Here is a 26805-nt window from a genome sequence, read left to right as displayed (position 1 = left end):
CTGGAAAGTAGATGCTTGACTGGCATGCATGAACAGCGCCGACCAGCCCGCCACGCCGCCGCACGTCCCCGACCCCCGCGAGGCGGCGGAGGTCCTCGAACGGGTCTCGCGGCTCGCCGGACGGACGCGCGCCCAGGGGTGGCGCTGGGTCCGCCTCTACCTCACGGGGTGGGCCGTCGCGAGCGTCGGCCTCGTGCTGGCGATCGGGCTCGGCGGGCGCGTCGGGTTCTTCGTCGGCATGGGCGCCTGGGCTGTGATCGTCGCCGTCGGCACCACGTGGGCCAACCGCCAGGGCGCGACCGCACCGGGCACCGCGCGCCGGATCTTCGCCGGCGCGATCACGTGGGCGGTCGTCTACGGCGTCACCATCTTCGTCGGGACGACCCTGTGGCCGGGTCTCGTCACGTTCTGGGTCCCGGCCGCGCTGGTCAGCGCCGTCCCGCTCCTCCTCGCGGCGTGGCGCCCCGTCCCGCGCGACGTGACGGTGCCCGCATGACCGCCGACCGCCCCGGGAGCAGGTCCGACGTCGAGCACCACCCGCGCCACGCGCTCGACGACGTGCTCCAGTCCCCCGTGCGCCTGTCCGTCGTCGCCGCGCTCTCGGGCGTCGAGCGGGCCGACTTCACGACGCTGCGCGACACCATCGAGGTGTCCGACTCGGCCCTGTCGAAGCAGCTCACCGCGCTCGAGGACGCCGGCTACGTGGAGATCACGAAGGACCGCGTCGCGCGCCGGGCCCGCACACGCGTCCGCCTGACCGACGCCGGGGCCGCCGCCCTGCGCTCGCACCTCGCCGCGCTGCGCGCGATCGCCGAGCTCTCGCTGCCCGCCGCCGCCGACTGAGCCGGCGGGGCCGGCCACCCTGGCCCGGCCGGGGACGACGACGGGCCCGGCAGCAGGTGCTGCCGGGCCCGTCGTGCGGTGCTCGTCAGGCGGGGGACGCCGCCCCCGCGCTCACGGGCGGCGGCTCAGGCGCTCAGCACGTCGCCCCGGCGTACGGGACGTCCGCCGTCGCGACACCCCCGTCCGTCGTGACCTCCACCTGCGCCGTCCCCGCCGCGACCTGACCGGCGCGCGCCGAGAACGTCGCGTACGCGGCCCGGCCCGGGGCGACGTCCGCGAACGTGCGCGACCCGTGCGCCGTCGTGATCGCCACGTCCGCCGTCTCCTCGGGCCGCACCACCACCGCGACGTACGCCGTGCCGGCCAGGCACCGCACGGTCGCCTCGGCGTCGATCTCCGCGCCGCCGGGCGTCGTGCCGCGCACCTCGACGTCGTACAGCGACAGCCACGGCTCCATCGCCTTCGCGGTCACGGTCACGCGCAGGTGCCGCGCCGTCGTCGGCTCGACGGTCACGACGTCGGTCCGCGCGGCCGCCTCCATGCCCGTGCGGGACGCGACCTCGGTCCACGTGGTCCCGTCGTCGGACACGTCGAGGCGGAAGCCGGACGCGGACGCCCGCTCCCACCGCAGCGTCACCTCGTCGATCGTGCGCGGCTCGCCGAGGTCGACCGCGAGCCACGGCTGCGCGGAGTAGTCCGCGGACCAGCGCGTGCTCGGGTCGCCGTCCACGGCGTGGGCGGGCACGAACGTCGTGCCCGGCTCGGTGCCCGACGCCGTCACCGCCGCGCCCAGCGCGAGGTCCGGGCGCCCGAGCACCGACAGGCGCCACGCCCCCAGACCCTGGTCGGTCGCCGGCACGACGGCGGTCAGCCGCACCCACCGAGCGGCGTCGCCCGGCAGGTCGACGCGGTCGACGCCGGGACCCGCCACCGTGTGACGCGCGGCGCGCGTCCAGGCCGAGCCGTCGAGCGACGTCTCGACGTCGTACGAGGCGGGGTGCGCCGTCGTCCACTCGACCTCGACCGCGCCGACGCGCTGCGGCGCCCCCAGGTCGACCGTGATCGTGGCCGGGTCCGTCGCTGCCGTGGCCCAGCGCGTCGTCGTCTGCCCGTCGGTGAGGTGCGCGGCGTCGTGCCCGGCGTCGGCGGAGGACGCCGTCACCTCGGCACCGTGGCTCAGCTCGCCGGGGCGCTCGCTGCCGCCCGTGAACTCGACGACGTCGATCCCCGGCCCGAGGCCCAGCGTGCGCGTCAGCGCCGAGAAGCCGGAGAACGGGAGGTCGGGCGTGCGGGCGGCCCACGTCTTCTGCGCCATCGCGGGGAAGGTCAGCTCGACGAGGCCGTGCACGTCCTGCTCGGTGTAGTCGGCGTGCACGAGGTCGTTCCAGACCGCGAACATCGCGCCCTGCGGCGCGCCGGGAGCGACCGTGACGTTGCCCGCCACGTGCGGCAGCCACGTCTCGTAGATCCACCGGTCGTCGAGACCGTTGCCGTGGTAGTAGTCCGCGAACGGGACCACGTAGTGAGTGGCGTCGTTGGTGTTGATGAAGTCGTACCCGTCGGCGACGGCCGACGCGCCCGAGTACCACCCGTTGTTCCAGGCGTTGATCGTCACGTCGCGGTCGTAGCCCGCCGCGCTGCCGTGCATCTGCGTGAAGCTGCCCCACGCGCGCGGGTGCTTGCCGAGGTCGCGCAGGTGCGCGGCCATCGTGTTGAAGTACTCGCGGAACAGCGCGGGCGACGCGAAGTACTCGTCCACGCCCATGTGCACGTCGGGGCCCTCGAACCACGGCACGAACTCGTCGTAGATCGCCTTCATCGTGGCGGTCGTCTCCGGGTTCGCGAGGTCGAGGTGGTCCGAGTTGCCGCCGGCGAGCCCGACCTCCGGCTTCCACCGGATGACCGACCGGGCGTGCGCCGGACCCTCGATCTCGGGGACGATCTGCACCCCGTGGGCCGCGGCCGCGTCCTCGAACGACTGCCAGTCCTCGCGGTCGTACGCGCCGTCCGTGGACGCGAGACCCGCGAACGCCGGGTCGTCGCTCGCGAGGCGGAAGCCGTCGTACGCCGCCGACCAGTCCCCGCCCGCCGGGCTGATCTCGTTGTCCATGAGGTGGATCTGGAACTCGTTGAGCTTGAACCAGCCCATCATCGCGATGTAGTCGCGCACGAACTCGGGCGTGAAGAACCGCCGCCCCACGTCGAGCATGAAGCCGCGCGTCTCGTAGTCCGGCCAGTCGAGGCTCTCCCCCACCGGGACGGCCGAGCGCGCGTCGTCCTGCACGAGCACCTGGAGCACGCTGCGCGTGCCGTAGTAGACGCCCGTGCGCGTGGGGGCGGTGATCGTCAGGACGTCGGGATCGACGTCGAGCGCGTAGCCCTCCTCGTCGAACCGCTCGCCGCCGGGCGCGTGCCCGAGCGCCGGGTCGAGCACGAGGACGACGTCGCCGTCGCGCGGCTCCGCGCCGACCGCGACGTCCACGCGGTGCGCCGTGAGCTCGAGGACCTCGTCCGCGAGCTGCTCACCGAGGTCCGAGAGCGCGGCGGGCACGACGACGCGCGCGCCGTCGTCGAGGCGGAACTCGCCCGTGCCGCCGGTCCACTCGCGCAGGGACGGCACGACGAGCGGCGCGGCGTTGACCGGCTCGTCGGCGAGCGCGGGCGCGGTCGTCGTGAGCGCGGCCACGGCGGCGAGGCCGGCGACGGTGACGGCGGCCGTCGCCGCGGCGCGCGGGCGGCGCGCGGAGCCCGGTCTCGGGGGCGTGGGGTCGGGTCGACGTGCGGACGCGTGCTGCATGGGACCTCCGTTGGTCCGGGAACCGGGCGTCGCGCGCCGTTCCCGCTGGTGACGTTTCCGTTCGTTCGGAAGGGGTACGAACCCGTCCGGCGCCAGTTCAGCGGAGGTGGAAGAGTCTGTCAATACCTTGGCCAAAACACGCAGAAACACGCAACGCGTCCTCGCAGACATCCGGCCGTCCCTCCGCAGGGAGGGTCCGCAGCGCCGGACGTCCCCGTCACCGCCGCGGCCTGACGGGCGGTCCGGGCCGACTTCGGCGGTTCGTGCCGGGATCGGCAGTCGCACGTGCCGATCCCGGACGGAGATGCCGATCTCGCCTCGCGCCGAGTCCAGCCGACCACAGGGCACGGCGGCGGCAGTCCCGTCCACAGGGCGCTGAGGGGGCGCGCGCCGTGTCGGCAGGGCGGGGCACAGTGGTGCCATGACGACCGAGACCGGCTCCGCGCCGACGACGCCCCTCGCGGTCCCCGACGACGTACCCGAGCAGCCGCCCGTCGGGGCGCGGTGCTTCGGCGACGGGGACCCGCTCTACGAGGAGTACCACGACACCGAGTGGGGGGTCCCGGTCCACGGGGACACCGCGCTGCTCGAGCGGCTGGCGCTGGAGGGCTTCCAGTCCGGCCTGTCCTGGATCACGGTGCTGCGCAAGCGCCCCGCGTTCCGCGAGGTGTTCGCCGGGTTCGACCCGGAGGTCGTGGCCGGGTTCGGGGAGCAGGACGTCGATCGGCTGCTCGGCGACGCCCGCATCATCCGGAACCGGCAGAAGATCGGCGCGACGATCGACAACGCGCGCGCCCTGGTCGCGCTCCACGACAGCGGGCGCACGCTCGACGAGCTCGTGTGGTCGTTCGCGCCCCCGCCCCGGGCCCACCGCCCCGTCGCATGGGGAGACGTCCCGGGCTCCACGCCCGAGTCGACCGCGCTGTCGAAGGCGCTCAAGAAGCTCGGGTTCCGGTTCGTCGGGCCGACGACCGCCTACGCCGCGATGCAGGCGTGCGGGCTCGTGGACGACCACCTCGCGACGTGCCCCGTCGCCCTCCGACGCCGGCCGGGCGCCGCCGGGGCCTCCTCGGCGGGCGAGGGCTCGCGCTAGGGACGTCGACGACGGAGACGCCCTCGGGGGGACGCACGTCCGGGCCGAACACCTGTCCCGAGGCGGCCACGGGGTGGCCGGGCGCTCCGGGCGCCGGCCGACGGGGCGCCCGACGACCGCCCGGGCTCGTGGTGCGGTGCGACGATGGACCGCATGAGCACGTACGTGTCGGTCCTCGACCTCTTCTCGATCGGCGTGGGGCCGTCGAGCTCGCACACGGTCGGGCCGATGCGGGCGGCGACGGCGTTCGTCACCGCGCTCGCGGAGCGGGGCATGCTCGACCGGGTGGCCGGACTGCGCGTCATGCTGTGCGGGTCGCTCGGTGCGACGGGCGTGGGGCACGGGACGCCGGACGCGGTCGTGGCAGGCCTGCTGGGCCTGGACCCTCAGACGTGCGACCCGGACGTCGTGCCCGGCTCGTGGGAGAAGCTCGGCGACGGCGCCTCCGTGCCGCTGCTCGGCCGCCACCGCGTCACGATGTCCCGCGCCGACGTGCGTCTCGCACCCCTGACGCGCATGCCGGGCCACCCCAACGGCATGCGCTTCACGGCGCTCGACGCCGCCGGGGACGTGCTCGCCGAGGAGGCGTACTACTCCGTCGGGGGCGGGTTCGTGCTCACCGCGGCCGAGCTCGAGGCGGCCGCGACGACCGAGGCCGCGCAGGTCGGCGCGGAGCTCGCGGGCGAGCCTGTCGACCCGCGCGACGAGCCGACCGGGGTGCCGTACCCGTTCGCGAACGCCGCCGAGCTGCTCGCGGTGTGCGCACGCGAGCGCACGTCGATCGCCGCGGTGGCCTGGGCGAACGAGTCGGCGCTGCGGCCCGCGAGCGAGGTCGAGGCGGGTCTCGACCGCATCTGGGACGCGATGAGCGCGTGCGTCGACGCGGGTCTCGACCGGGACGGCGTGCTGCCGGGCCGCCTCGCGGTCCGCCGCCGGGCGCGGGCCCAGCGCGAGCGTCTCGAGGCCGCCGACGAGCGCGGCGCCGACACGACGATCGAGTGGCTCCAGGCGTTCGCCATGGCCGTCAACGAGGAGAACGCCGACGGGCGGCGCGTCGTCACCGCCCCGACGAACGGCGCCGCGGGCATCATCCCCGCCGTGGGCCGGCACTTCCTGCGCACCCACCCGGACGTCGCCGCCGACCCGGCCCGGCGGCGGCGTGCGATGCGCACGTATCTCCTCACGGCGGCGGCGATCGGCGCGCTGTACAAGCGCAACGCGTCGATCTCCGGCGCGGAGGCCGGGTGCCAGGGCGAGGTCGGCTCGGCGTGCTCGATGGCCGCGGGGGCGCTGTGCGCGGTGCTCGGGGGCACGCCGGCGCAGGTCGAGAACGCGGCGGAGATCGCGATGGAGCACAACCTCGGCCTCACGTGCGACCCCGTCGGCGGGCTCGTCCAGGTGCCGTGCATCGAGCGCAACGCGATCGCCGCGTGCACCGCCGTCTCCGCCGCGCGCCTCGCGCTGCAGGGCGACGGCTCGCACGTCGTCTCGCTCGACACCGTCATCGAGACCATGCGCCAGACCGGGGTGGACATGTCGACCAAGTACAAGGAGACGTCGACGGGCGGCCTCGCGGTCAACGTCGTCGAGTGCTGAGCCGGAGCGCCCGCGAAGCCAGCGCAGGCACAGCACGACCACGAGCACCAGTGCTGAGCCGGAGCGCCCGCGACGCCGGCGCGGTGGCAGGCACACGTCGAGCCCCGCACCGGGTGCGGGGCTCGACGTGCATCGGACGGTGCTGCGCGGCCTGTCAGCCGCAGGTGGGTGCGTCGTACGACGCCCGGACGGTCGCCTCACGGCCGTCGTCCGCCGTCACGGTGACGGTGGCGACGCCCGGCTCGGCGTCGCCGCGGACCGCGAACGACTGGTACGCGTTGGCGCCGGGCGCGACGGCGGTGAAGGTCTTCTCGCCGTAGGGCGTCGAGAGCTCGACGTCGAGCGGGACCTCGTCGGCGTTGGTCGCCCGGACCGCGAGGTAGGGCGCGCCGGCGAGGCAGCGGGGCTGTGCGACGACGTCGACGGCCAGGTCGGAACCCGCCCCCGCGGGGGTGAGGGTCCAGAACCGGTCGGCGGTGGCCTCGTCGGTCGCCGTGGTGGTGCCGCCCGCGCCGCCGCCGACCGTGACGGTGCCGTCCCGGCCGTTGCCGGACGAGTCGGTGACGGTCGCGCCCCCGGTCTCGTCGAACGCGTAGTGCAGCACGTCGCCGTCCGCCGGCTGGCCCGACGCGAGCGCCGCGACGTCCTCGGCCGAGAGCGCGCGGCCGTAGAGCGCGAAGTCGTCGATCGCGCCGTCGAACGCGGGGTCGCTGCCGTACTGCGACTTGCCGAGGTAGTTGCGCCCGGTCGTGTCGCCGAGCTCGGCGGGCGACGTGGTGATCGTGCCGGTCGCGACGGCCTGCCCGTTGACGTACATCGTGCCCGTGGTCCCGGCGACGGTGATCGCCACGTGGGACCACTGGTCGAGCGCGAAGTTCTGGCCGCTGTAGTTGAGCTGCTGCTCGCCGCCGGCCCCGTTCGTCGTGATGGCGAACCGCGGGCCGTTGCCCGCGTTGACCGTGAGGAACATGCTCCGGCTCGAGCTCGCCCCGAGGTCGAGCACGCGGGCCCAGGTGGGGAGCGCGGACGGCTTGATCCACGTCGAGACGGACCAGTCGCCGTCGAGATCGCCGAGGGTGCCGTTCGGCAGCGTCACGTACGACGCGCTCTGGCAGAAGTCGAGCGCGGTGCCGATCCGGCCCGGTCGGCGGTCGCCGTCGGCGCGGCAGTTCGACGTCGGAGACCCGTCGGTCCACTGGATGACCGGCGCCCCGGGCTCGGTGCTCATGTCGCCGACGCCGAGCGTGAGCCCGGTGCCGTAGTTCGCGAGCCGGACGCGCCCCTCGGGGTCGGGGACGAGCTGCCAGAGCTGGTCCTCGCTCCCGTCGTCCTCGCGGACGACCGCGGCCGCGCCCGTCTCGGTCGACCCGCCCTCGACGCCGAGCACGAGCCCGGTGGCGGCGTTGACGACGCGGTAGAGGCCGGAGCCCGCGTCCTCGACCCGCCACGCCTGGGTGGGGCCGCCGTCGGCCTCGGCCTGGACGACCGGCGTCCCCGGCGTCGTGCCGCCGTCAGCCGTGTCGAGCACGAGGTCGCTGTTGCGGTTGGTCAGCGTGTAGGTGCCGGCGAGGTCCGGCGTCTCGGCCGCGGGCGTGACGACCACGTGGTAGCCGTAGGCCGGGTTCATGACGACGGGCACGGTGATCGAGCCGTCGTCGCCGACCTCGTACGTCGTCTCCGAGATCGTGATCGGGCCGGGCGTCGGGACGGTGCGCCCGTACGACGGCGTCGTCTCGAGCGTGACGTTCACGGTGTCGCCGAGCGCGAGCTCGTCGAGGCCGTTGACGACGATCGACGTCGGGCCGCTGTTGCCGCCCGCGATGATCTTCACCTCGTCCCGCGCGTCGTTGACCGACGCGGCGCCGTCGAGCGGGCTCTCGTTCGACGGCGGCACCGTGGTGACCATCTGGCCCTCCATGTCCGCGTACCAGGTGTAGAGCCAGTACGCGCCGTTGGGGGCGCCGCCGCGGGAGACGAGCAGGTCTCCCAGGGTCCCGGACTGGTTCCAGAACGCGAGCTCGGCGCGGTGGATGCCGTGCCGTTCGAGCTCGGCGATGTAGCCGACGAGCGGGCCGGGCAGGCCGACCTCCTGCGGGGAGGCGTACTCCGCGATGTCGATGGGCAGGTCGGGCAGGCCGAGCTCGTCGAGCATGGCGCGCACGGACTCGACGTCGCCCTTCGTCTTGGACGCCCGGATGAGCTCGTGCCACTCGAGCACGTCGGGGACGGTGTCCGTCTCCTTCGCGAACTCGAGGAACTCGCGCATGCGCGAGATGTTGTCCGAGAAGCTGGGGCCCTGGATCGGGACGTCGGGGCCGATCTCCTCGCGCAGCACGTCGTACGTGAACTTCCAGGCGTCGAGGAAGTCGCCGTTCTCCGTGCGCCACGTGATGTCGGGCTCGTTGAACGGCGCGTAGGCCACGACGTTCGTCGCGCCCGACGCCTCGACGTCGGCGACGACGTCGCGGATCACGTCCTCCCAGCCCTTGCGGTCGGCCGTGGTCTCCCAGCTGAACTGGTACGGCCAGCCCGGGTAGTAGTCGATGATGCGCACGACGATCCCGGCGCCGTGGCGCTCGGCCGTGCGCCACACCTTCGCGGTGTCACCGGTCGGCTGCTGCCGGCCGTTGGGCGGCATCTGCATGAAGGTGTTGGGCTTGATGGGTGCGATGAGGTCGTCGGACGGGACGCCCTCGTCGGCGATCCCGTAGAGCGATCCCGTCGCGACGTGCGACACGTCCCGGAAGGGCTGGTCGGCCTCGACGACGAGCGTCGAGGCCGGGCCGGGCGCTGCCGTCGCCGACGTCGCGGAGACGCCGATCCCGGCCGCCGTGAGGGCGAGCGGGGCGACCAGGGCCGCGGAGACGGCCGCGGCGGTGCGGCGTCGCGCGCGGGGCGCGGGTGTGGTGGTTCTGCGTGACACGGGTAAGTCCTCCGTCGTGGGAAGCGGGTCCGGGGTGCGCGACGCACCCCGTCGGTCCGTGCTGCCGGGTCCACGTGCTGCGGGCGCCGGCTCCGTGCGTGGCCGCGCAGAGGCGACCGTCCTGGGGTTCCTCCTTCCGTCGACGAGTCGGTGCGTGCGGTGGCGACTGGCTGCCCCGCGCGCCGAGTGGTCTCGGACGTCTTCGTCCGATCTCGTGCTCCGGCCGGGCGATCGTCGGTCGAACCGGTTCGACGACCGGCCTGTCCCGAGCACGGGGGTGGGGCGCGCGGCACCGCGCGCCCCACCGCGTCAGGGAACGGGTGCGCCCGGCGGGACCGCGCCCGTGGTGCGGCCGACGACGTGGTCCAGCGCGCCGTCGCGCAGGAAGACGGGGACGACGTCGAGCGGCGCCTGCGCGCGGACCGTCCGGCCGCCGTCGTGCACCTCGCCGGTCGCCGCGTCGGTCCACCGCGCGCCCGCGGGCAGCCAGACGTCGCGCTCGCGCGCCCCGGCCTCCAGGACCGGCGCCACGAGGACGTCCGGGCCGAGGAGGAACTGGTCGTCCACGTCCCACGCGCGCGGGTCGTCCGGGAAGTCGTGGAAGAGCCCGCGCATGACGGGCTGGCCGTCCGTGTGCGCGGCGCGCATCACGTCGCGCAGGTACGGGCGCAGCGCCTCGCGCAGGTGCACGTAGCGCTCCAGCACGCGGTACACGTCCTCGCCGAAGCTCCACAGCTCGTTGGGCCCGCCCGAGCGCAGGCGGGGCGAGCCGTCCGCGGCGGTCACGTCCTCGTACGGCAGGCGGTCGCCGTGCAGGCGCATCACCGGGCTGAACGCGCCGAGCTGGAACCAGCGCACGAGGAGCTCGTGGAACGCCGGGTCGGAGACGTCGCCGCGGTGGAACCCGCCGATGTCCGTGGTGAACCACGGGATGCCCGCGACCCCCATGTGGATGCCCGCGGTGACCTGGCGGGCCATGTCCTGCCACGTCGAGCTGATGTCTCCGGACCACACGAGCGCGCCGTACCGCTGGCTGCCCGCCCACGCGCACCGCACGAGGTTGACCACCTCCTCCTCGCCGTCCGCGCGCTGACCGTCCCAGAACGCGCGCGCGTAGAGCTGCGGGTACAGGTTGCCGACCCGCAGGTTCGACCCGAGGTGGTAGCGGTAGGCGTCGAAGTCGTAGACCCCGTACTCCGGCTCGGCCTCGTCGAGCCAGAACGTGCGCACCCCGAGGCTGCCGTAGTTGCGACGGCACGTCTCCCACAGCCAGCGCCGCGCCTCGGGGTTCGTCACGTCGAGGAACGCGCTCGGCCCCTGGAACGCCATCTGCACGTCGAGGCCGCGCTCGGCGCGCACGAGGAGGTTCTCGCGCCGCAGGTGGGAGTAGTTCTCCGACTCGACCGAGACCTGCGGCCAGACGGAGACCATGAGCTCGACGCCGAGCTCGCGCAGCTCGGCGACGAGGCCCGCCGGGTCGGGCCAGAACTCCTCCTCGAACCGGTAGTCGCCCATGCGCGGCCAGTGGAAGAAGTCGGCGACGATCACGTCGAGCGGCAGGCCGCGCCGGCGATGCTCGCGCGCGACGTCGAGGAGCTGCTCCGCGTTCCAGTAGCGCAGCTTGCACTGCCAGAACCCGAGCCCCCGCTCCGGCATCATCGGCGCGTGCCCGGTCGCGTCGGCGTACGCGCGCGTGATCTGCGCGGGCGAGTCGCCGGCCGTCACCCAGTAGTCGAGCTGGCGCGTCGCCTCCGCGTGCCACTCGGTGCGGTTGCGCGCGAACGTGGCCCGGCCGATCGCCGGGTCGTTCCACAGGAACCCGTACCCGGCGCTCGACAGCACGAACGGCACGCTCGCCTGGGAGTTGCGGTGCGCGAGCTCGAACGTCGACCCCTTGAGGTCGAGGACGTGCTGCTGGTACTGCCCCATCCCGTAGAGCTTCTCGTCGGGGTCCGACTCGAACGACGCCGTGAGCTCGAGGTCGCCGCCGAGGCGCGGGCGGAACCGGCGCGCCTGGAGGTCGAGCGAGCCGCCCCGGTCGAGCTCGCGCAGGAGCAGGCGGCCCTCGCGGTCGTAGAACGCGACCTCGCAGTGCGAGCGCTCGTACCCCACGGGCTCGTGGAACCACGTCGTGACGCGGAGCTCGACGCGCAGCGCGCCCGTGACGAGGGTCGCGCCGTCGGCGCGCAGCTCGACGCGCGCGTCGGGCGCGGGCGGGACCTGCTCGCGCGGCAGGAGCGCGTGCTCGCTGTCCACGACGTCCCCCATGAGGGTCGCGCGGACGCGCACGGCGTCGGGCCCCCACGGCTCGACGACGAGCGTCTCGCCGCCGCCGCGCCACTCCAGGCGCGTGCCGTCGGCCCGCACGGGGCTCTCGGTCGGGTGATCGGTGGTCACCGGGTCTCCTTCGACAGGTGGGTGGTTCGAGTCAGAGGGTGGGGAGGAACACGCGCATGGTCGACGGCCCGCGCTCGGCCCACCGGTGGTAGGGCACGAGCACGAGGTCGACCTCGTCGCGCGGCGCCGGGGTGGGCGGGGCGCTCGGGTACGGCAGGGACGACCGGTCGGTGCGGTGCGCGACCACGGTGGCGCGCACGACGGCGCCGTCCTCGTGCGGGCGCGGAGCGACGCCGGGGTCGACGCGCACGTCGTCGACGGTCACGCCCGCGGGCAGGTCGACGGACTCGAGGCACAGCACGACCGGCCCGCGCTCGACGGCGACGCAGCCCCGGACGGCGTCGATCCGCGGGTCGGGCCACGTGAGCCGCGGCGCGACCGGGAGGTCGAGCACGACGAAGTCCCCCGCGCCCAGCGCACCCCGCACCTCGGCCCAGCCCGGGGCGACGAGCCGCGCGACGCCGTCGGGACCGGTGAGCGTCGCGCCGTGCGCCCAGGACGGCACGCGCAGGCGCAGCGCGACCTCGCGCCCGGGGGCGTCGAGGACCTCGACGCGCACGACGCCGTCGGCCGGGTACTCGGTCGTCACGCGCACGGCGAGCCGTCCGCCCGCGTCGAGCGCGACGTCCACGTCGCACGCGGCGTGCTGGAGCAGGGACAGCTCGTCACCGTCGACGGACGCGACGTACGCCTGCCACGACGCGAGGGTGCGCGCGACGTTCGTCGGGCAGCACGACACGTCGAACCAGGGCGCGCGGACCCCGCCCTCGGCCCGCGGGTTCTCCGCGTCCGCGGCGACGTCCTGCCCCGCGACGCGCTGCTGCAGCGGGTTGGCGTAGAAGAACGCGCGGCCGTCGGCCCGCGGGGACGTGGCCACGACGTTGAGGTAGGTGCGCTCCATGAGGTCCGCGTACCGCACGTCGCCCGTCGCGAGGTAGAGCCGCCACGAGACCATGGCCGAGGCGATCCCCGCGCACGTCTCGCAGTACGCGCGGTCCGCGGGCAGCTCCCAGTCGTCGCCGAACCCCTCGTCCTGGTGCCGCGAGCCCATGCCGCCCGTGAGGTAGGTGCGCCGCTCGACGGTGCGCTCCCACTGCCGCACGACTGCGCCGAGCAGCTCGTCGTCGCCCGTGTCCACCGCGACGTCGACCGCGCCCGCGGCGAGGTAGAGGGCGCGCACGGCGTGCCCGCGCCACACGTCGGCCTCGCGCACCGGGACGTCGTCCTGGAAGTACGCGGGGCTCAGGAGCGGGATCGGGGCGAGCGTGCCGTGGCCGCGACGCTCCACGAAGACGCGCGCCTGCTCGGTGTAGCGCGGCTCGCCGAGCGCGCGGCCGAGCTCCGCGAGGCCCACCTCGATCTCCGGGTGCCCGCAGATGCCGGCACGCCCGTCCGGGCCGAACTCGCGGCACACGAGATCCGCCGCGCGCCGCGCGACCTGCACCAGCAGGTCCTCGCCCGCGGTGCGCACGCGCGCGACGGCCGCCTGGAGCAGGTGGCCCACGCAGTACAGCTCGTGCCCGCGCTCGAGGTCCGTCCAGCGACCCGGCTGGCCGGCGTGGCCGAAGCACGTGTTGAGGTAGCCGTCGTCGTCCTGCGCGGCGGCGACCCGCTCGACGAGCCGGTCGTACCGCGCCGCGAGCGCCGCGTCGTCGGAGCGCGCGAGCTCCCACGCCATCGCCTCGAGCAGCTTGTAGACCTCCGAGTCGGAGAACTGCCACCCCGGCCGGTGGCCGCCCGTCGTGCCGTGCGCGACGGCGTCGAAGCTCGCGATCCAGCCGAGCCGCTCCATCCACTGCTCGCAGTGGTCGATGGTCGCGCGGGCGTTGGTCTCCTGCAGGTCGCCCCAGAAGCCGCCGTCGAGCCGGACCTCGCCGACGCCGAGCCCGCGGCGTCCGCGCGTCGGCGGCTGGACGGGGCGCGCCGCGGGGTCGGCGAGGAGCGCGGTCCCGCCCGGGCGGGCGACGGCGGTGGCGGTCGTGGTGGAGCGGTCTGTCACGGTCGGTCCTTCTGACGAGGTGCGGGAGCTGCGGGGCGGGACGGCTCAGTCCTTGACGGCCCCGGCGGTGACGCCCGCGGCGACGAAGCGCTGCGCGAGCACGAGGAGCACGGCGGCGGGCACGGACGCGACGACGGCGGTCGCCATGATGGCGTTCCACTGGGTCGTGTTGTTCCCGATGTAGCTGTAGATGCCGAGCGTGATCGGCACGAGGCTGCCGTTCCGGTTGAGCGTCGACGCGAAGATGAAGTCGGACCACGCCCACAGGAACGCGAAGAGCGCGACGGTCACGGTGGAGTTGCGGCTCACGGGCAGCACGACCGAGACGAACGTGCGCCAGGGGCCCGCGCCGTCGACGCGCGCGGCCTGGAGGAGCTCGCGCGGGATGCCGGACATGAACGCGGTGTACAGGAGCACGCCGAACGGGACGGCGATCGTCGAGTCGGCGACGATGAGGCCGCCGACCGTGTTGAGCAGCCCGAGCCGCACGTAGATGGCGTAGAACCCCATCGCCATGACGACGGCCGGGATCATCTGCGCGACGAGCAGCAGGAAGCTCAGGGTCTTGCCGCCGCGGAGGTTGAGCAGCGCGAGCGCGTACCCGGCGGGCGCGGCGATCGCGACGGTGAGGACGACGCACCCCGCCCCGACGAGCAGGCTCGTGCCGAGCGCGGGGAGCTGCTGCGCGAGGACGGCCTCGTAGCCCTCGAGCGTCGGGGCCCAGGGGAACCAGTGCGGCGGGTCGGCGCGCAGGTCCCTCGTGCGGGTGAGGGAGACGTTCACCATCCAGTAGACGGGGAACAGCATGAGGGCGGTGAAGACGACGCCGAGGACGGTCTTCCACCACGGGCGGGTCGCGGTCATGACGCCTCCTGACGGCGCTGGAGCTGCAGGTGCAGGAACCCGAAGACGAGCGCGACGAGGATGAGGATGTTGCCGACGGCGGCGGCGGGCGAGAAGTCGGGCTGCCCGGTGCCGAACGCCTCGCGGTAGGACCACACGGCGAACGTCGTGGACGCGTTGCCCGGGCCGCCCGTCGTCATGATCCAGATGACGTCGACGACCTTGAGCGTGTAGATGAGCCCGAGCAGGATCGTGATCGCGGAGACGGGCCGCAGGAGGGGCAGCGTGATGCTGCGGAACTGGCGCCACGCGCCCGCGCCGTCGAGCGACGCCGCCTCGTAGACCTCGCCCGGGACGTTCTGCAGCCCGGAGTAGAGGATCACGAGGTTGAACGGGATGCCGAGCCAGATGTTGGCGATCGTCACGGCGATCAGCGCGGTGTCGGGCGACGTGAGCCAGTTGATCTGTCCGATCCCGAACGACTCGAGCACCGAGTTGACGATGCCGTTGTCGCTGTTGAGCATCCACGCCCACGTGGACGACGACACGATGAGGGGCAGCAGCCACGGCACGAGGAACAGCGCGCGCAGGAAGCCCGACAGCCGGAAGCTCGACCGGAAGAAGACCGCGAGCGCGAGGCCGATCGTGAACTGGAACGCGATCGACACGACCGTGAAGAACGCGGTGTTCCACAGCGCCGCGGGGAACGTCGACGACGCGAACACCGCCGCGAAGTTGTCGAGGCCCACGAACTCCGGGTCGCCCTGGACGAACGCGCGGATCGTGTAGTCGTGCAGGCTGAGGTCGACGTTGCGCCACAGCGGGTACGCGTAGAAGAGCACCAGGTACACGAGCAGCGGGGCGGCGAAGCCCACGGCGGCCCACTGGCTCGCGCTCGGTCCCCGTCGGCGGCGCGGCCCCGAGGGGGCGGCGGGCGTGCTGCCCGCCGCTCCCCCGGCGTCCTCGCGCGTCCCGACGGCGGTCGGGAGGGTGGTCATGGTCATCCTTCGTCAGTCCTGTGATCGTTCACATGCGACGTGCGTCGCACATGGTCAGCTCGTCGCGGCCTCGGCGTCGGCCTGCGCGGCCGAGAGCGCCTCCTGCGGCGTCGCGGAGCCGGACAGCGCGTTCTGGACCGCGGTCCACAGCGCCTCGGAGATCTTCGGGTAGTCAGTCCCGAGGTTGTCGCTCGTGCGGCCCTTCGCGCTGCGCACGGCCTCGACCCACGTCTCGAGCTCGGGCGACTCCGCGAGGAGCTGCTCCTGGCCCTCCTCCGTCGGCGGCACGTAGTACGCGAACGTGTTCGCCGTCTCGACGAAGCCCTCGGGCGTCGTCATGCACTCGACGATCTGGCGCGTCACCTCGTAGCGGCCCTCGTCGGACTGCACGGGCGCGACGATGAACTCGCCACCCGTGGGCGCGGGCGCGACGCCGCCGTCCTTCGCGGGGAGCTGCACGACGCCCGTCTCGAAGTCCGCCTCGGCGGCGCTGTTGACCTGCCACGTGCCGTTCTCCACGAACGCGAAGTCCCCGGTGAGGAACTCCTCCCACGTCGTGTTCTGCGAGTTCTGGATGACCGAGTTCGGCGCGTAGCCCGCGTCGAGCCAGCCCTTCCACAGCTCGAGCGCCTCGACGGCCTCGGGCGAGTCGAGCTGGGTGAGGTCGGCGCCCGCGCCCCAGAACCACGGCAGGAACTGGAACGAGCCCTCCTCGGTGCCGATGCCCGCGAACGTGATGCCCTTGTGCCCGGCACCCGTCACGGCCTCGAGCGCGGCGGTGAGCGACGCCCAGTCGGTGATCGACGCGGGGTCGACGCCCGCGGCGTCGAGGATCTCCTTGTTGTAGTAGAGCGCGAGCGTGTTGGCCCCGATGGGGATGCCGTACGTCTCGCCGTCCACCACGCCGGCGTCGAGCAGGTTCGCGTCCACGTCGGCCGTGTCGAGGCCGAACTCGTCCATCGTGGTGAGCATGCCCGTCTCGGCGAGCGTGGAGACGGCCGGGTTGTCGAGCAGGATGACGTCGGGCGACGTGCCCTCCTGCGCCGACAGCAGCGCCTGGTTCGTCAGCGCCGTCGTGTCGTACGCGGTGCGCTGGATGGTGACGCCGGCCTCCTCGCCGCACTGCTGGACGCGCGCCTCCCAGTCGGACGACGCGTCGTGCTGCGGGTACGGGTCCCACCACGTGTACGTGGTGCTGTCCCCGCCGGACGCCTGCCCGCCCCCGGCCCCACCGGACGAGCACGCCCCGACGAGGGCGAGGGTCGCGGTGCCGAGGACGGCGGTCACCAGGGTGACCGGCTTGCGGCGCGTGTGGTGCATCTCGGGTTCCTCCTTGAACGAGTCGGTCGACGACGCCGACGACCTCCTTGCGTCCGCGCCCGCCGTCGGTCGGCGGGGCGGTCGGGGCCTAGGCCCCGGTGCGCCGGGGCGGCGCCCCCGTGCTTCCCCGGTCGACGAGCTCGGGCGAGACGAACCGCACGACGTGCGGCTCGTCAGCCCCGACCTCCCCCTCGATGCGCCGCACGAGCTGGCGCACGGCCATGCGGCCCAGGCGGTCCGGCGCGGACTCGACCGAGGAGAAGGGCAGGGAGAACGTGCGGGCGAACTCGTCCGAGTAGCGCCCGACGACGGACAGGTCCCGCGGCGCGGACAGGCCGCGGTCGTGCAGGACGGTGGGCAGGGCGGCCGCGGCCGCCTCGTTGTTGATGACCAGGCCGGTGGCCCGGGGGTACGCGTCGAGGAGCGCGTGGAGCTCGCGGCCGACCTCGGGCTGGCCCGACGACGCGTACGTGGCGTGCAGGACGACGCCGCGCGCCCGCGCGGCCTCGACCGCGGCGTTCTGGAGGCGCCACACGTACGCGCCACCGCGCTCGACGACGTGCTCGGGCTGCGAGACGAGCACGACCTCGCGGTGCCCGAGGCGGTGGAGGTGGTCGACCATGAGGCGGCCGGCCTCCTCGAAGTCGAGGTCGAACACGTCGACGCCCGTGCAGTCCGCGGGCAGGCCGACGAGCGCGCCCGGCTGGGGCGCGGCCCGCAGGATCGGCAGGCGCTCGTCGTGCTCGGCGACGTTGAGCAGGACGACGCCGTCGACCATGCGCGAGTCCGTCATGCGGCGCAGCGCGCGGGTCCCGTCGGCGTCGGTGGCGAGCAGGATGTCGTAGCCGTGCTCGCGCGCGGTGTCGGAGACGCCGAGCATGTACTGGAGCATCGCGGGCGCGAACTCGTCCGGGAGGAACTGCGCGAGCAGCCCGATGACCATCGTGCGCGTCGTGGCGAGCGCGCGCGCCCCGGCGTTGGGCGTGTACCCGAGCGTCCGGACGGCGTCCTCGACGCGACGGCGCACGTCCGCCGAGATCGCCCTCTTCCCCGAGAGCGCGTACGACGCCGTGCTGCGCGAGACCCCCGCGACCCGGGCGACGTCTCCGATGGTGGCCACTGTGCCTCCTCTGATCGAACCGGTTCGACAGTAGCGTGAGCGTTAACATCCGCGCAAGCCCGAGTTCTCGGCGTATTTCCGCGGCACGAGCGCCCGATCGTCGAACCGATTCGCCCGTCACCGGGGTGGACGGGCCCGTCAGCGTGCAGGCGTCGTGGTCTCCGAGCAGCTCGGCGGGCGGCTCGGCCGTCGGCTCACCAGGCGCGTCGCACGGCCGCCTTGGTCCCGGTCACCAGGGTGCGCGGCGGGACGTCCTCGGCGACCACCGCGCCGGCGGCCACGACGGCGTCCCGCCCGATCGTCACGCCCGGCAGGATCGTCGCGCCCGCGCCGATCCACACGTTCTCGTGCACGTCGATGGGCCCGCCGGTCAGCCAGACCTTGCGGTCGTCGGTGTCGACGGGGTGCCCGACGGTCACGAACGTGACCCGCGGCGCGACCATGACGCGCTCCGCGAGCCGGATGCCCGCGTAGTCGAGGAACGTGCAGTTCTGGTTGACGAAGACCCGCTCGGCGAGGTCGAGGTTCAGCCCGTGGTCGGTGAAGAACGGCGGGTAGATCGTCACGCGCGGCGGCAGGGGACGCCCGAGGATCTGCTCGAGCAGGCGCGCCCGGCCGTCCTCGTCGTCGAACGGCAGGACGTTGAGCCGCGACGTGAGCTCGGTCGCGCGCAGCACGCGCTCGGACATCGCGCGGAACTCGGGGCTCTGGATCCTCAGGAGCAGGTCGCCGGGCATCCCCCGATCCTGCCGCACGTCAGCGCGCGACCGGCTCCCGCGCGGCGACGACCTCCTCGACGACGTCGACCACGCCGTCCTCGCCCGGCGAGGCGGCGATCCGCTCGCCGAGCGCCGCGCTCGCCCGGGCGTAGGCCGGGTCGTCGAGCAGGCGGCGCACGGCGCGCCGCACCTGGGCGGGGCGCGGCGTGCTCGTCCGCAGCCGCACGCCCGCGCCCGTCCACGCGACGCGCGCCGCGACCTCCGCCTTGTCCTCGGTCTTGCCCGCGACGACGACGGGCACGCCGTGCCGCAGCGCGTGGTGCACGCCCCCGTAGCCGCCGTTCGTCACGAGGACCGAGGTGCGCGGGAGCAGCGCGTCGTACGGGAGGTACTCGGCCGCGCGCGCGTTCGCGGGCAGCGCGCCGAGCGCCTCGACGGGGCGGCCGCCCGTCGCGGCGACCACGAGCACGTCCTCGTCGGCGAGCGCGCGCAGGGTCGGGACCAGGAGCTGGGTCGGGTCCTCGTTCGCCACGGTGCCCTGCGTGACGTGCACGACCGGCCGGCGCGTGTCGAGGTCGCCCCACCACGGCGGGAGCGTGCCGTCCGAGGGCGCCGGGCGCGGCGGGCCGACGAACCGGACCGGCGTCGTGACGTCCGGTCGCGGGTACTCGAGCTCGGCCACCGTGAGCTGCACGACGGCGTCCGCGTCGGCCGGCCAGCCGAGGAAGAACGTGCCGTTCGGCTCCACGCCCGCGGCCCGGACCATCTCCTGCGCCGTCCGCTGCGGCTCCGCGAACGCGACGCGCTCGACGAACCGGTACAGCGCGCGGTTGCGCAGGACGCCGAGCCGGCCGCGCGCGGGCAGCACGCCGAGCCCGAACGGGGCCGTGCGCTCGCTCCTGAGCCCGAGCGGCACGATGCCGAGCGTGAGCACGGGCGGTCGACGGTCGGCCGGGCTGGCGACGAGCGCCATCGCGCCGAGGAACAGGGGCTCGACGAGCACCGCGTCCGCACGCCGGCGCGCGAGCGCGTCGAGCACCGCGCGGTGCTGCGCGGCACCGGGCCGCACGAAGATCTCGAGCATGTCGTGCCGGATCGCGTCGAGCCCGGTGCGCCCGGCGCGGCCGGGGAACGCTCCGGCGAGGTCGAGGTCGTCGAAGTCGGCCTCCGCCGGGAGCGGCACGTGCTCGGCGCCCGCGGCCTGGGCGGCGGCGGCGAACCGGGCGCCGGTGAGGAAGCGGACGTCGTGCCCGCGCGCGACGAGCGCGCGGGTGACCGCGAGCAGGGGCGTGACGTGCGCGTGCACGGGGGTGGAGCAGAGCAGGACGCTGGCCATCGGTGGTGCCTCTCTCGGACGGCGCGGGTGCGCCGAGGGAACGGGACGGGCGCAGGACCGGGCCGTCTGCGCGGGATGCCGCGGGGGAGGCGGCGTGTGAGAGGATCGATCAACCGTCAGGAGTATTCATCACCCTAGAAGGGTAGTCAATAGTGGTCCCCCGTGCGTACACGTCCGACCTCCGCGCCGAGCAGGCCGCCCGGACGCGCGAGCGCGTCGTGCGCGCCGCGGCCGAGGAGCTCGCCGACCGCGGCTACGAGCGCACGACCCTCGCGCGCATCGCCGAGCGCGCGGGCGTCTCGCTGGAGACGGTCAAGGCGCACGGCCCCAAGCGCGCGCTGCTGCTCGCCGCGTTCGAGCTCACGTTCGCCGGGTCGGAGGGCAAGGAGTCGCTCGCCGCGCGCCCCGAAGGCCGCGCGGTCGCCGCGACGAGCGACCCCGAGGCGTTCCTCGACGGCCTCGTCGACCTCGTCGCGGCGGCGAACGCGCGCGTGAGCGGTCTCTGGTCCGCCTTCACGTCGGCCGCGCGCGGCGACGAGGCGGTCGCGGCGGAGCTCGACGCGCTTCTCGAGCGCCGCCGGGCCGACCTGCGCGCGAGCGTCGACGTGCTCGAGGCCCACGGCTTCCACCCGTACGCGCCGCGCGACGAGGCCGCCGAGTCGCTCTCCTACCTGCTCGGGGTCGAGGGGTACACGCACTTCGTGGTGGGCGCGGGCTGGTCCGCCGCGCGCTACCGGGCCTGGCTGCGCGACGCCGTCGTGCGCCTCGTCGCGGCCCCGCCCGGCGCGGACGTCGCGACCTGACCCTGGCGCGTCGCGGCTCGTGGCGCCTACCGTGTGCCATGAGCACCCTCACCCCCGGCTTCCACGGCCGGCCGCGTCCGCAGGGCGTGGCACTCCCGCCGGGCCAGTACGTCGAGACGGGGTTCCCCGTGCTCTCGGCCGGGCCCACACCGCGCCTCGACACCGCGTCGTGGCGCCTCGACGTCACGACCGAGACCGGCGTGACGCGCTCGTGGTCGTGGGCGGAGCTCATGGCGCTCCCCCAGGACGAGCCCACCGTCGACATCCACTGCGTGACCCGCTGGTCCAAGTTCGGCACGACGTGGCGCGGCGTCTCGCTCGACACGCTCCTCGCCGAGGTCGAGTCGACGGCCGACTTCGCGATGGTCGGCTCCTACGGCGGCTACACGACCAACCTCCCGGTCTCGGAGCTCCTGGGCGGCAAGGCGTGGATCGCGCACACGTTCGACGGCGCGCCGCTCCACCCGGTCCACGGCGGCCCGGCACGGCTGCTCGTGCCGCACCTGTACTTCTGGAAGTCCGCGAAGTGGGTCAACAGCATCACGCTCATGCCCATGGACCGGCAGGGCTTCTGGGAGCGCCTCGGGTACCACGACCTCGGCGACCCGTGGCGCGAGCAGAGGTACCAGGGTGACTGAGGCGCCCGCCCGGCTCGGCGCCCGGTACGCGCGGCCGTCGGGCTGGCAGGTCGCGACGCTCGTCGACGCGTGGGCGGAGAGCCCGTCCGCGCGCACGCTCGTGCTCGAGGTGGCGCACTGGCCGGGCCACATGGCCGGGCAGCACGTGGACCTGCGCCTCACCGCGCCCGACGGCTACCGCGCCGAGCGGAGCTACTCGGTCGGGAGCGCCGCGACGCGCTCGACGGTCCCCGAGGGCAGCGCGCTCGACGGCGCCGCGCCCGCGCGCGTCGAGCTCACCGTCCAGCGCGTGGCCGGGGGCGAGGTCTCGACGTACCTCACCGACGTGTTCGCCGTGGGCGACGCGATCGAGCTCCGTGGACCCGTCGGGGGCTGGTTCGTGTGGTCGCCCGAGCGCGACGCCGGGACGCCCGTGCTGCTCGCGGCCGGCGGGTCCGGGCTCGTGCCCCTCATGGCGATGCTCCGCACGCGGCGCGAGGCGGGCGACCGCACGCCGGTCCGGCTCGTGTACTCGGTGCGCCGGCCCGAGGACCGCCTCTACGTCGACGACCTCGACCGGCTCGTCGCCGCGCACGACGGTCTCGACGTGCAGGTCGTCTACACGCGCTCGACGCCGCTCGGCTCCGTCCGGGGGCCGGGGCGCCTCGAGCGCCGCGAGCTCGCCGCGTGGGGCTGGCCCGCCGAGATCGAGCCGGCCTGCTTCGTGTGCGGACCCACGGGCTTCGTCGAGGCCCTCGCCCGGCAGCTCGTCTCGCTCGGGCACGACCCGGCACGGATCCGGACCGAGCGGTTCGGGCCGGCCGCGGACTGACGGCCGCTACGCGGGCGGCGGCGCCCAGCCGGCCCGGGCCCGCGCGTCGCGCTCCGCGAGCACGCTGCGCAGCAGTCGGATCGTGAGGACCAGCGCCCAGATCACCAGGACGGCGATCGTCGCGAGCACCGCGACGTAGAGCAGGATCAGCAGCGGGTAGATCGGCCCGATTCCCATGCCCGGACCCTAGCCCGCCGGGCGGCACGGACCGCGGCCGACCCCCCGCGCGCCCGCGCCGTCCCTTGACGACCCCGCACCGCGCCAGTAGCGTTCTTGCGAGTTGATGCAAGAAATCAACACTCTGTTGTGCGGTGCGGCACAGCAGCGTCGCAATTCTCGAAGGTACTGACCCGAGCCATCCGGCCTCACGCCGGACGTGCGCCGCAGGGCCGTCCTCCGACCCGGGCACCCGGTCCGGTGCGGGACCGCCCCGGCGCGGCCTGACACCCGTCGACGAGGACGGGAGATCGAGGACATCGATGAGACATCGACCCAGCACGTCGAACCGCACCCGCGCGCCGCGCCGCGGGCTCCGCCTCCTCGCCGCCACGGCGACGGCGACCGCCCTGCTCGTCCCGCTCGGCCTCACCACGACGGCGACCGCGGCGCCCACCGTGCTGTCCGCCGGGAAGCCGACGGCCGCGAGCAGCAACAACGCGCCGTACCTGTCCGAGAACCTCACGGACGGCGACCCGAGCACCTACTGGGAGTCGACGAACTCCACGTTCCCGCAGTGGGCGCAGGTCGACCTCGGCACCCCTGCCGCCGTCGAGGACGTCGTGCTCACGCTCCCCGCCGGGTGGGAGGCGCGACAGCAGACGCTGAGCGTGCAGGCGAGCACGGACGGCGCGGCCTTCACGACGCTCACCGCGAGCCAGGCGTACACGTTCGACCCGGCGTCGGGCAACACCGTGACCGTGGACGTGCCGGACACGTCGGCGCGGTACGTCCGCGTGCACGTCACCGCGAACACCGGCTGGCCGGCGGCCCAGCTCTCGGAGCTCCGGGTGCGCGGGACCGCCGGAACCACCGACCCCGGCGACCCCGGGGACCCCGGCCAGCCGACGGGCTCGAACCTCGCGTCGGGCCGGCCCGCCGCGGCGTCCTCGACCGAGTGGCAGTACGTCGCGGCGAACGCGACCGACGACGACACGTCGACCTACTGGGAGGGCGCGGGCGGCCAGTACCCGAGCACGCTCACGGTGTCGCTCGACGCCGCGGCCGAGCTCACCGCCGTCGTCGTGAAGCTCCCGCCCGCGGCGGCGTGGGGCCCGCGCACCCAGACGTTCGAGGTCCAGGGCCGCGAGTCCGCGGCCGGGGCGTGGCAGACGCTCGCGGCGTCCGCCGCCCACGCGTTCTCGCCGGGCACGGGCAACACCGTGACCGTCCCCGTGACGGGTACCGCGAAGGACGTGCGTCTGCGGTTCACGGGCAACACCGGCTCGGGCAACGGGCAGGTCGCCGAGCTCCAGGTGTTCGGCACCGCCGCGCCCAACCCCGACCTCGTCGTCACGGGCGTCACCGCGACCCCCGCGTCACCGCTGGAGTCGCAGGCCGTCACGCTCTCCGCCGTCGTGCGGAACATCGGCACCCAGGGGTCCGCCGCGACGGACGTCGCGTTCACGCTCGACGGGCAGACCGTCGCGACGGAGCCGGTCGGCGCGCTCGCCGCCGGTGCCGAGGCCACCGTCACGGCGGACTTCGGCGCGCGCCCCGCCGCGAGCTACACGATCGGCGCGGTCGCCGACGCCGGCGGCACGGTCGCCGAGCAGGACGAGAGCAACAACGCGTACACGAACCCGACGCCGCTCGTCGTGACCGCCGTCCCCAGCTCCGACCTCGTCCCGACCGTCACGTGGTCCCCCACGAGCCCCGCCGCGGGCAGCACCGTGAGCTTCTCCGCGACGCTCGCCAACCAGGGCAACGTCGCGACCTCGTCCGGTGCGCACGGCCTCACGGTGACCGTGACGAACACCGCGACGGGCGCCGTCGTGCGCACCCTCACCGGCTCCGTGAGCGGAGCGATCGCCGCGGGTGCGAGCAGCGCGAGCGTGTCCCTCGGCACGTGGACCGCCGCGGACGGCACCTACGACGTCGAGGTCGTCGCAGCGCCCGACCCGACGGAGGTCGCGGCCAAGCGTGCGAACAACGCCGTCACGCGCCCGCTCTTCGTCGGCCGCGGCGCGAACCTGCCGTTCGACACCTACGAGGCGGAGGACGGCGTCACGGGCGGCGGCGCGACGGTGCTCGCGCCGAACCGCGTCGTGGGCGACCTCGCGGGGGAGGCGTCGGGCCGTCGGGCCGTCACGCTCGACCAGACCGGCGCGTACGTCGAGTGGACCACCAAGGCGCCGACGAACACGCTCCTGACCCGCTTCTCCATCCCCGACGCGGCGGGTGGCGGCGGCACCGACGCGACGCTCGCGATCTTCGTCGACGGCCAGTTCCTCAAGAACATCGACCTCACGTCGCGCTACGCGTGGCTCTACGGGAACGAGACCAACCCCGGCAACCAGCCGGGCCAGGGCGCGCCGCGCCACGTCTACGACGAGGCCAGCACGCTGCTCGGCACGACCGTCCCCGCAGGCTCGACGATCCGCCTGCAGAAGACCGCGCAGAACACGTCGCAGTACGCGATCGACTTCGTCGACCTCGAGCTCGCGACACCGCAGGCGAACCCCGACCCGGAGCGGTACACGCAGCCCACGGGCTTCACGCACCAGGACGTCCAGGACGCGCTCGACCGGGTCCGCATGGACACGACCGGGACGCTCGACGGCGTCTACCTCCCCGCGGGCGACTACCAGACCGCGAACAAGTTCCAGGTCTACGGCAAGGCCGTCGACGTCGTCGGGGCGGGCCCGTGGTTCACGCGGTTCTTCGCGCCGCAGAGCCAGGAGAACACCGACGTCGGCTTCCGCGCCGAGGCGAGCGCCAACGGCTCGACGTTCCGCGACTTCGCGTACTTCGGCAACTACACGTCGCGCATCGACGGGCCGGGCAAGGTGTTCGACTTCGCCGACGTGAAGAACATGACGATCGACAACATCTGGGTCGAGCACATGATCTGCATGTTCTGGGCGTCGAACATGGACGACTCGGAGGTCAAGAACTCGCGCATCCGCAACACGTTCGCCGACGCGATCAACATGACGAACGGCAGCGCGAACAACCACGTCCACAACAACCAGGCGCGCGGCACGGGCGACGACTCGTTCGCGCTCTTCGCGGCCACCGACAACGGCGGCTCCGGCCAGCGCGGCAACGTGTTCGAGAACCTCACCTCGACGAACACCTGGCGCGCCGCAGGGCTCGCGGTCTACGGCGGGCAGGACAACACGTTCCGGAACATCTACGTCGCGGACACGCTCGTCTACTCGGGCGTGACGATCAGCTCGCTCGACTTCGGGTACCCGATGGAGGGCTTCGGGCCCGCGCCGACGGTGTTCGACGGGCTGACGGTCGTGCGCTCCGGCGGGCACTTCTGGGGCGACCAGGTGTTCGGGGCCGTGTGGATGTTCTCGGCGTCGAAGGCGTTCGGGAACATCGAGGTGCGGAACCTCGACATCGTCGACCCGACGTACTCCGGGATCATGTTCCAGACGAACTACGTGGGCGGCCAGCCGCAGAACACGTTCCAGAACCCGACCTTCACGAACGTCACCATCACGGGCGCGACGAAGAGCGGCGACCAGTACGACGCGCGGTCCGGGTTCGGCATCTGGGTCAACCCCATGCCGGAGCCGGGCCAGGGCCCGGCCGTCGGCACGGCGACGTTCACCGACCTCACGTTCTCGGGCAACTACCGGGACATCGAGAACACGACGTCGACGTTCACGATCACGCGGAACTGACGTCCGCACCCACCCCGCACGACGCCGCAGCCCGCCTCACGAGGCGGGCTGCGGTGCGTCCGGGGCACCGGCCGGCGCGGCGTCCCCGAACCGCCACCGCATCGCCGCGTGCTCGGCCGTGCGCTCGTACGCGAACACGACCTCGGGCCGCACCGCGAACACGAGCGCCGGGTCGCCGTCGTGCACGAACGCCCCGTCCGCGACGTCGAACGTCCACTCGTCGCCGTACTTGCAGCGCCACCGCTCGGCCGGGCGGCGCAGCGCCGCGTCGTCCGTGACGCGCACGGCCGTGCCCTCCACGACGACGTCGAGCGCGTCCTCGAACACGTTCGTGCCCGTCGTCACCACCACGTGCGGGTTCTGGGCGAGGTTGCGCGCCTTGCGCTCGCCGGGGCCGGTGGTCACGTGGAGGCACCCGTCCGCGACGACCGTCATGAGCGGCGTGACGTGCGGGCGCCCGTCGGGGCGCACCGTCGAGATCCACGAGATCTCCGCCCGTTCGAGCGCGCCGCGCACGGTCTCCCACGCGACGGGCCTCGCCCCCGGGGAGCTGAAGCCGGGGATGAGCGTCCCCTCGGGGGCGGCGGGTGCGGCGGGCTGGGCTGCGGTGCTCATGCGTGTCCTCTCGTCGGTCCTCCCTCGGACCGGCGAGCACGCCGGAACTCATCGGCGCCGCGGCGACCGGCGCGACCCGTGCCCGGTCGGCGTGCGGGCG

General features: G+C 74.1%; 20 protein-coding genes. 8 read left to right on the top strand and 12 right to left on the bottom strand.

Translation table 11 applies throughout. The annotated features are described in order from the left end of the window. Positions 1 to 28: 28 nt before the first annotated feature. Positions 29 to 496: a hypothetical protein gene (locus tag GJV82_RS03200; protein ID WP_024841381.1), complete on the top strand. Its 468-nt coding sequence runs from the start codon at positions 29 to 31 to the stop codon at positions 494 to 496. Then, positions 493 to 843: a transcriptional regulator gene (locus tag GJV82_RS03195; protein WP_024841382.1), complete on the top strand. Its 351-nt coding sequence runs from the start codon at positions 493 to 495 to the stop codon at positions 841 to 843. The genes GJV82_RS03200 and GJV82_RS03195 overlap by 4 nt, the downstream gene beginning before the upstream one ends. Before the next feature lie 133 nt (positions 844 to 976). Here the strand turns inward: GJV82_RS03195 and GJV82_RS03190 are convergent, their stop codons facing one another. Further along, a complete protein-coding gene (locus GJV82_RS03190; RefSeq protein ID WP_196217171.1) occupies positions 977 to 3640 on the bottom strand; it encodes a galactose-binding domain-containing protein in 2664 nt (887 codons plus the stop codon). A 421-nt stretch (positions 3641 to 4061) separates the two neighbouring features. Here GJV82_RS03190 and GJV82_RS03185 point away from each other — a divergent pair, with 421 nt between their 5' ends. Together GJV82_RS03185 and GJV82_RS03180 are read left to right on the top strand one after the other, a co-directional pair. Beyond that, positions 4062 to 4733 (top strand): DNA-3-methyladenine glycosylase I, encoded by a 672-nt coding sequence (locus tag GJV82_RS03185; RefSeq protein ID WP_155098201.1) that lies wholly within the window; start codon positions 4062 to 4064, stop codon positions 4731 to 4733. Between the two features lie 153 nt (positions 4734 to 4886). Then, positions 4887 to 6329 carry an L-serine ammonia-lyase gene (locus tag GJV82_RS03180; RefSeq protein WP_155098200.1) on the top strand — a complete coding sequence of 481 codons (1443 nt, stop codon included), beginning with the start codon at positions 4887 to 4889 and terminating at the stop codon, positions 6327 to 6329. Positions 6330 to 6483: 154 nt separating this feature from the next. Here the strand turns inward: GJV82_RS03180 and GJV82_RS20620 are convergent, their stop codons facing one another. The 9 genes from GJV82_RS20620 to GJV82_RS03135 all read right to left on the bottom strand — a co-directional run bounded on the left by GJV82_RS20620 (position 6484) and on the right by GJV82_RS03135 (position 19984). Then, a complete protein-coding gene (locus tag GJV82_RS20620) occupies positions 6484 to 9252 on the bottom strand; it encodes a LamG-like jellyroll fold domain-containing protein (RefSeq protein WP_196217170.1) in 2769 nt (922 codons plus the stop codon). A 309-nt stretch (positions 9253 to 9561) separates the two neighbouring features. After that, positions 9562 to 11649, bottom strand: a complete 2088-nt coding sequence (locus GJV82_RS03170; RefSeq protein WP_318657223.1) for a glycoside hydrolase family 31 protein — start codon at positions 11647 to 11649, stop codon at positions 9562 to 9564. A 31-nt stretch (positions 11650 to 11680) separates the two neighbouring features. Then, positions 11681 to 13648: a glycoside hydrolase family 127 protein gene (locus GJV82_RS03165; protein ID WP_318657222.1), complete on the bottom strand. Its 1968-nt coding sequence runs from the start codon at positions 13646 to 13648 to the stop codon at positions 11681 to 11683. A gap of 45 nt (positions 13649 to 13693) precedes the next feature. Next, complete coding sequence (locus GJV82_RS03160) at positions 13694 to 14512, bottom strand: carbohydrate ABC transporter permease (protein ID WP_024841016.1); 819 nt, start codon at positions 14510 to 14512, stop codon at positions 13694 to 13696. Continuing rightward, positions 14509 to 15489 (bottom strand): carbohydrate ABC transporter permease, encoded by a 981-nt coding sequence (locus GJV82_RS03155; RefSeq protein ID WP_024841015.1) that lies wholly within the window; start codon positions 15487 to 15489, stop codon positions 14509 to 14511. Before GJV82_RS03155 ends, GJV82_RS03160 begins: the two co-directional genes overlap by 4 nt. A gap of 54 nt (positions 15490 to 15543) precedes the next feature. Then, positions 15544 to 16809, bottom strand: a complete 1266-nt coding sequence (locus GJV82_RS03150; protein ID WP_024841014.1) for a sugar ABC transporter substrate-binding protein — start codon at positions 16807 to 16809, stop codon at positions 15544 to 15546. Positions 16810 to 16897: 88 nt separating this feature from the next. After that, positions 16898 to 17929: a LacI family DNA-binding transcriptional regulator gene (locus tag GJV82_RS03145; RefSeq protein ID WP_024841013.1), complete on the bottom strand. Its 1032-nt coding sequence runs from the start codon at positions 17927 to 17929 to the stop codon at positions 16898 to 16900. Between the two features lie 194 nt (positions 17930 to 18123). After that, positions 18124 to 18666 (bottom strand): DapH/DapD/GlmU-related protein, encoded by a 543-nt coding sequence (locus GJV82_RS03140; RefSeq protein ID WP_024841012.1) that lies wholly within the window; start codon positions 18664 to 18666, stop codon positions 18124 to 18126. 19 nt (positions 18667 to 18685) lie between these two features. Beyond that, positions 18686 to 19984, bottom strand: a complete 1299-nt coding sequence (locus GJV82_RS03135; RefSeq protein ID WP_155098199.1) for a glycosyltransferase — start codon at positions 19982 to 19984, stop codon at positions 18686 to 18688. Between the two features lie 152 nt (positions 19985 to 20136). Here GJV82_RS03135 and GJV82_RS03130 point away from each other — a divergent pair, with 152 nt between their 5' ends. Genes GJV82_RS03130 through GJV82_RS03120 form a run of 3 tightly spaced genes read left to right on the top strand, consistent with a single transcriptional unit; the run spans position 20137 to position 22236 of the window. Then, positions 20137 to 20787, top strand: coding sequence for a TetR/AcrR family transcriptional regulator (locus tag GJV82_RS03130; RefSeq protein WP_312028602.1), 651 nt, complete (start codon positions 20137 to 20139; stop codon positions 20785 to 20787). Between the two features lie 38 nt (positions 20788 to 20825). Then, positions 20826 to 21425, top strand: a complete 600-nt coding sequence (locus GJV82_RS03125) for a sulfite oxidase-like oxidoreductase (protein ID WP_024841009.1) — start codon at positions 20826 to 20828, stop codon at positions 21423 to 21425. Then, positions 21418 to 22236, top strand: a complete 819-nt coding sequence (locus tag GJV82_RS03120; RefSeq protein ID WP_318657221.1) for a ferredoxin reductase — start codon at positions 21418 to 21420, stop codon at positions 22234 to 22236. Before GJV82_RS03125 ends, GJV82_RS03120 begins: the two co-directional genes overlap by 8 nt. Before the next feature lie 6 nt (positions 22237 to 22242). Here the strand turns inward: GJV82_RS03120 and GJV82_RS03115 are convergent, their stop codons facing one another. Further along, a complete protein-coding gene (locus GJV82_RS03115) occupies positions 22243 to 22413 on the bottom strand; it encodes a hypothetical protein (protein ID WP_155098198.1) in 171 nt (56 codons plus the stop codon). A 302-nt stretch (positions 22414 to 22715) separates the two neighbouring features. On the opposite strand from GJV82_RS03115, the gene GJV82_RS03110 reads away from it, so the two are divergent. Beyond that, positions 22716 to 26090 (top strand): discoidin domain-containing protein, encoded by a 3375-nt coding sequence (locus GJV82_RS03110; protein WP_155098197.1) that lies wholly within the window; start codon positions 22716 to 22718, stop codon positions 26088 to 26090. 36 nt (positions 26091 to 26126) lie between these two features. Here the strand turns inward: GJV82_RS03110 and GJV82_RS03105 are convergent, their stop codons facing one another. Then, complete coding sequence (locus tag GJV82_RS03105; RefSeq protein ID WP_155098196.1) at positions 26127 to 26705, bottom strand: pyridoxamine 5'-phosphate oxidase family protein; 579 nt, start codon at positions 26703 to 26705, stop codon at positions 26127 to 26129. Positions 26706 to 26805 lie beyond the last annotated feature (100 nt).

It is taken from the genome of Cellulosimicrobium composti (assembly GCF_009711085.1).
GTDB classification, from domain to species: Bacteria; Actinomycetota; Actinomycetes; order Actinomycetales; family Cellulomonadaceae; genus Cellulosimicrobium; species Cellulosimicrobium composti.
Note: the sequence above shows the minus strand (reverse complement) of the source record. Positions and strands in the feature narration are given on the sequence as shown.

Bases quoted from the DNA above. Each gene is read 5' to 3' on its own strand.
- GJV82_RS03190 (WP_196217171.1), bottom strand. From the start codon at position 3,640: ATGCAGCACGCGTCCGCACGTCGACCCGACCCCACGCCCCCGAGACCG.
- GJV82_RS03140 (WP_024841012.1), bottom strand. From the start codon at position 18,666: ATGCCCGGCGACCTGCTCCTGAGGATCCAGAGCCCCGAGTTCCGCGCG.
- GJV82_RS03110 (WP_155098197.1), top strand. From the start codon at position 22,716: ATGAGACATCGACCCAGCACGTCGAACCGCACCCGCGCGCCGCGCCGC.
- GJV82_RS03115 (WP_155098198.1), bottom strand. From the start codon at position 22,413: ATGGGAATCGGGCCGATCTACCCGCTGCTGATCCTGCTCTACGTCGCG.
- GJV82_RS03155 (WP_024841015.1), bottom strand. From the start codon at position 15,489: ATGACCACCCTCCCGACCGCCGTCGGGACGCGCGAGGACGCCGGGGGA.
- GJV82_RS03135 (WP_155098199.1), bottom strand. From the start codon at position 19,984: ATGGCCAGCGTCCTGCTCTGCTCCACCCCCGTGCACGCGCACGTCACG.
- GJV82_RS03160 (WP_024841016.1), bottom strand. From the start codon at position 14,512: ATGACCGCGACCCGCCCGTGGTGGAAGACCGTCCTCGGCGTCGTCTTC.
- GJV82_RS03180 (WP_155098200.1), top strand. From the start codon at position 4,887: ATGAGCACGTACGTGTCGGTCCTCGACCTCTTCTCGATCGGCGTGGGG.
- GJV82_RS03200 (WP_024841381.1), top strand. From the start codon at position 29: ATGAACAGCGCCGACCAGCCCGCCACGCCGCCGCACGTCCCCGACCCC.
- GJV82_RS03105 (WP_155098196.1), bottom strand. From the start codon at position 26,705: ATGAGCACCGCAGCCCAGCCCGCCGCACCCGCCGCCCCCGAGGGGACG.
- GJV82_RS03150 (WP_024841014.1), bottom strand. From the start codon at position 16,809: ATGCACCACACGCGCCGCAAGCCGGTCACCCTGGTGACCGCCGTCCTC.
- GJV82_RS03185 (WP_155098201.1), top strand. From the start codon at position 4,062: ATGACGACCGAGACCGGCTCCGCGCCGACGACGCCCCTCGCGGTCCCC.
- GJV82_RS03125 (WP_024841009.1), top strand. From the start codon at position 20,826: ATGAGCACCCTCACCCCCGGCTTCCACGGCCGGCCGCGTCCGCAGGGC.
- GJV82_RS03195 (WP_024841382.1), top strand. From the start codon at position 493: ATGACCGCCGACCGCCCCGGGAGCAGGTCCGACGTCGAGCACCACCCG.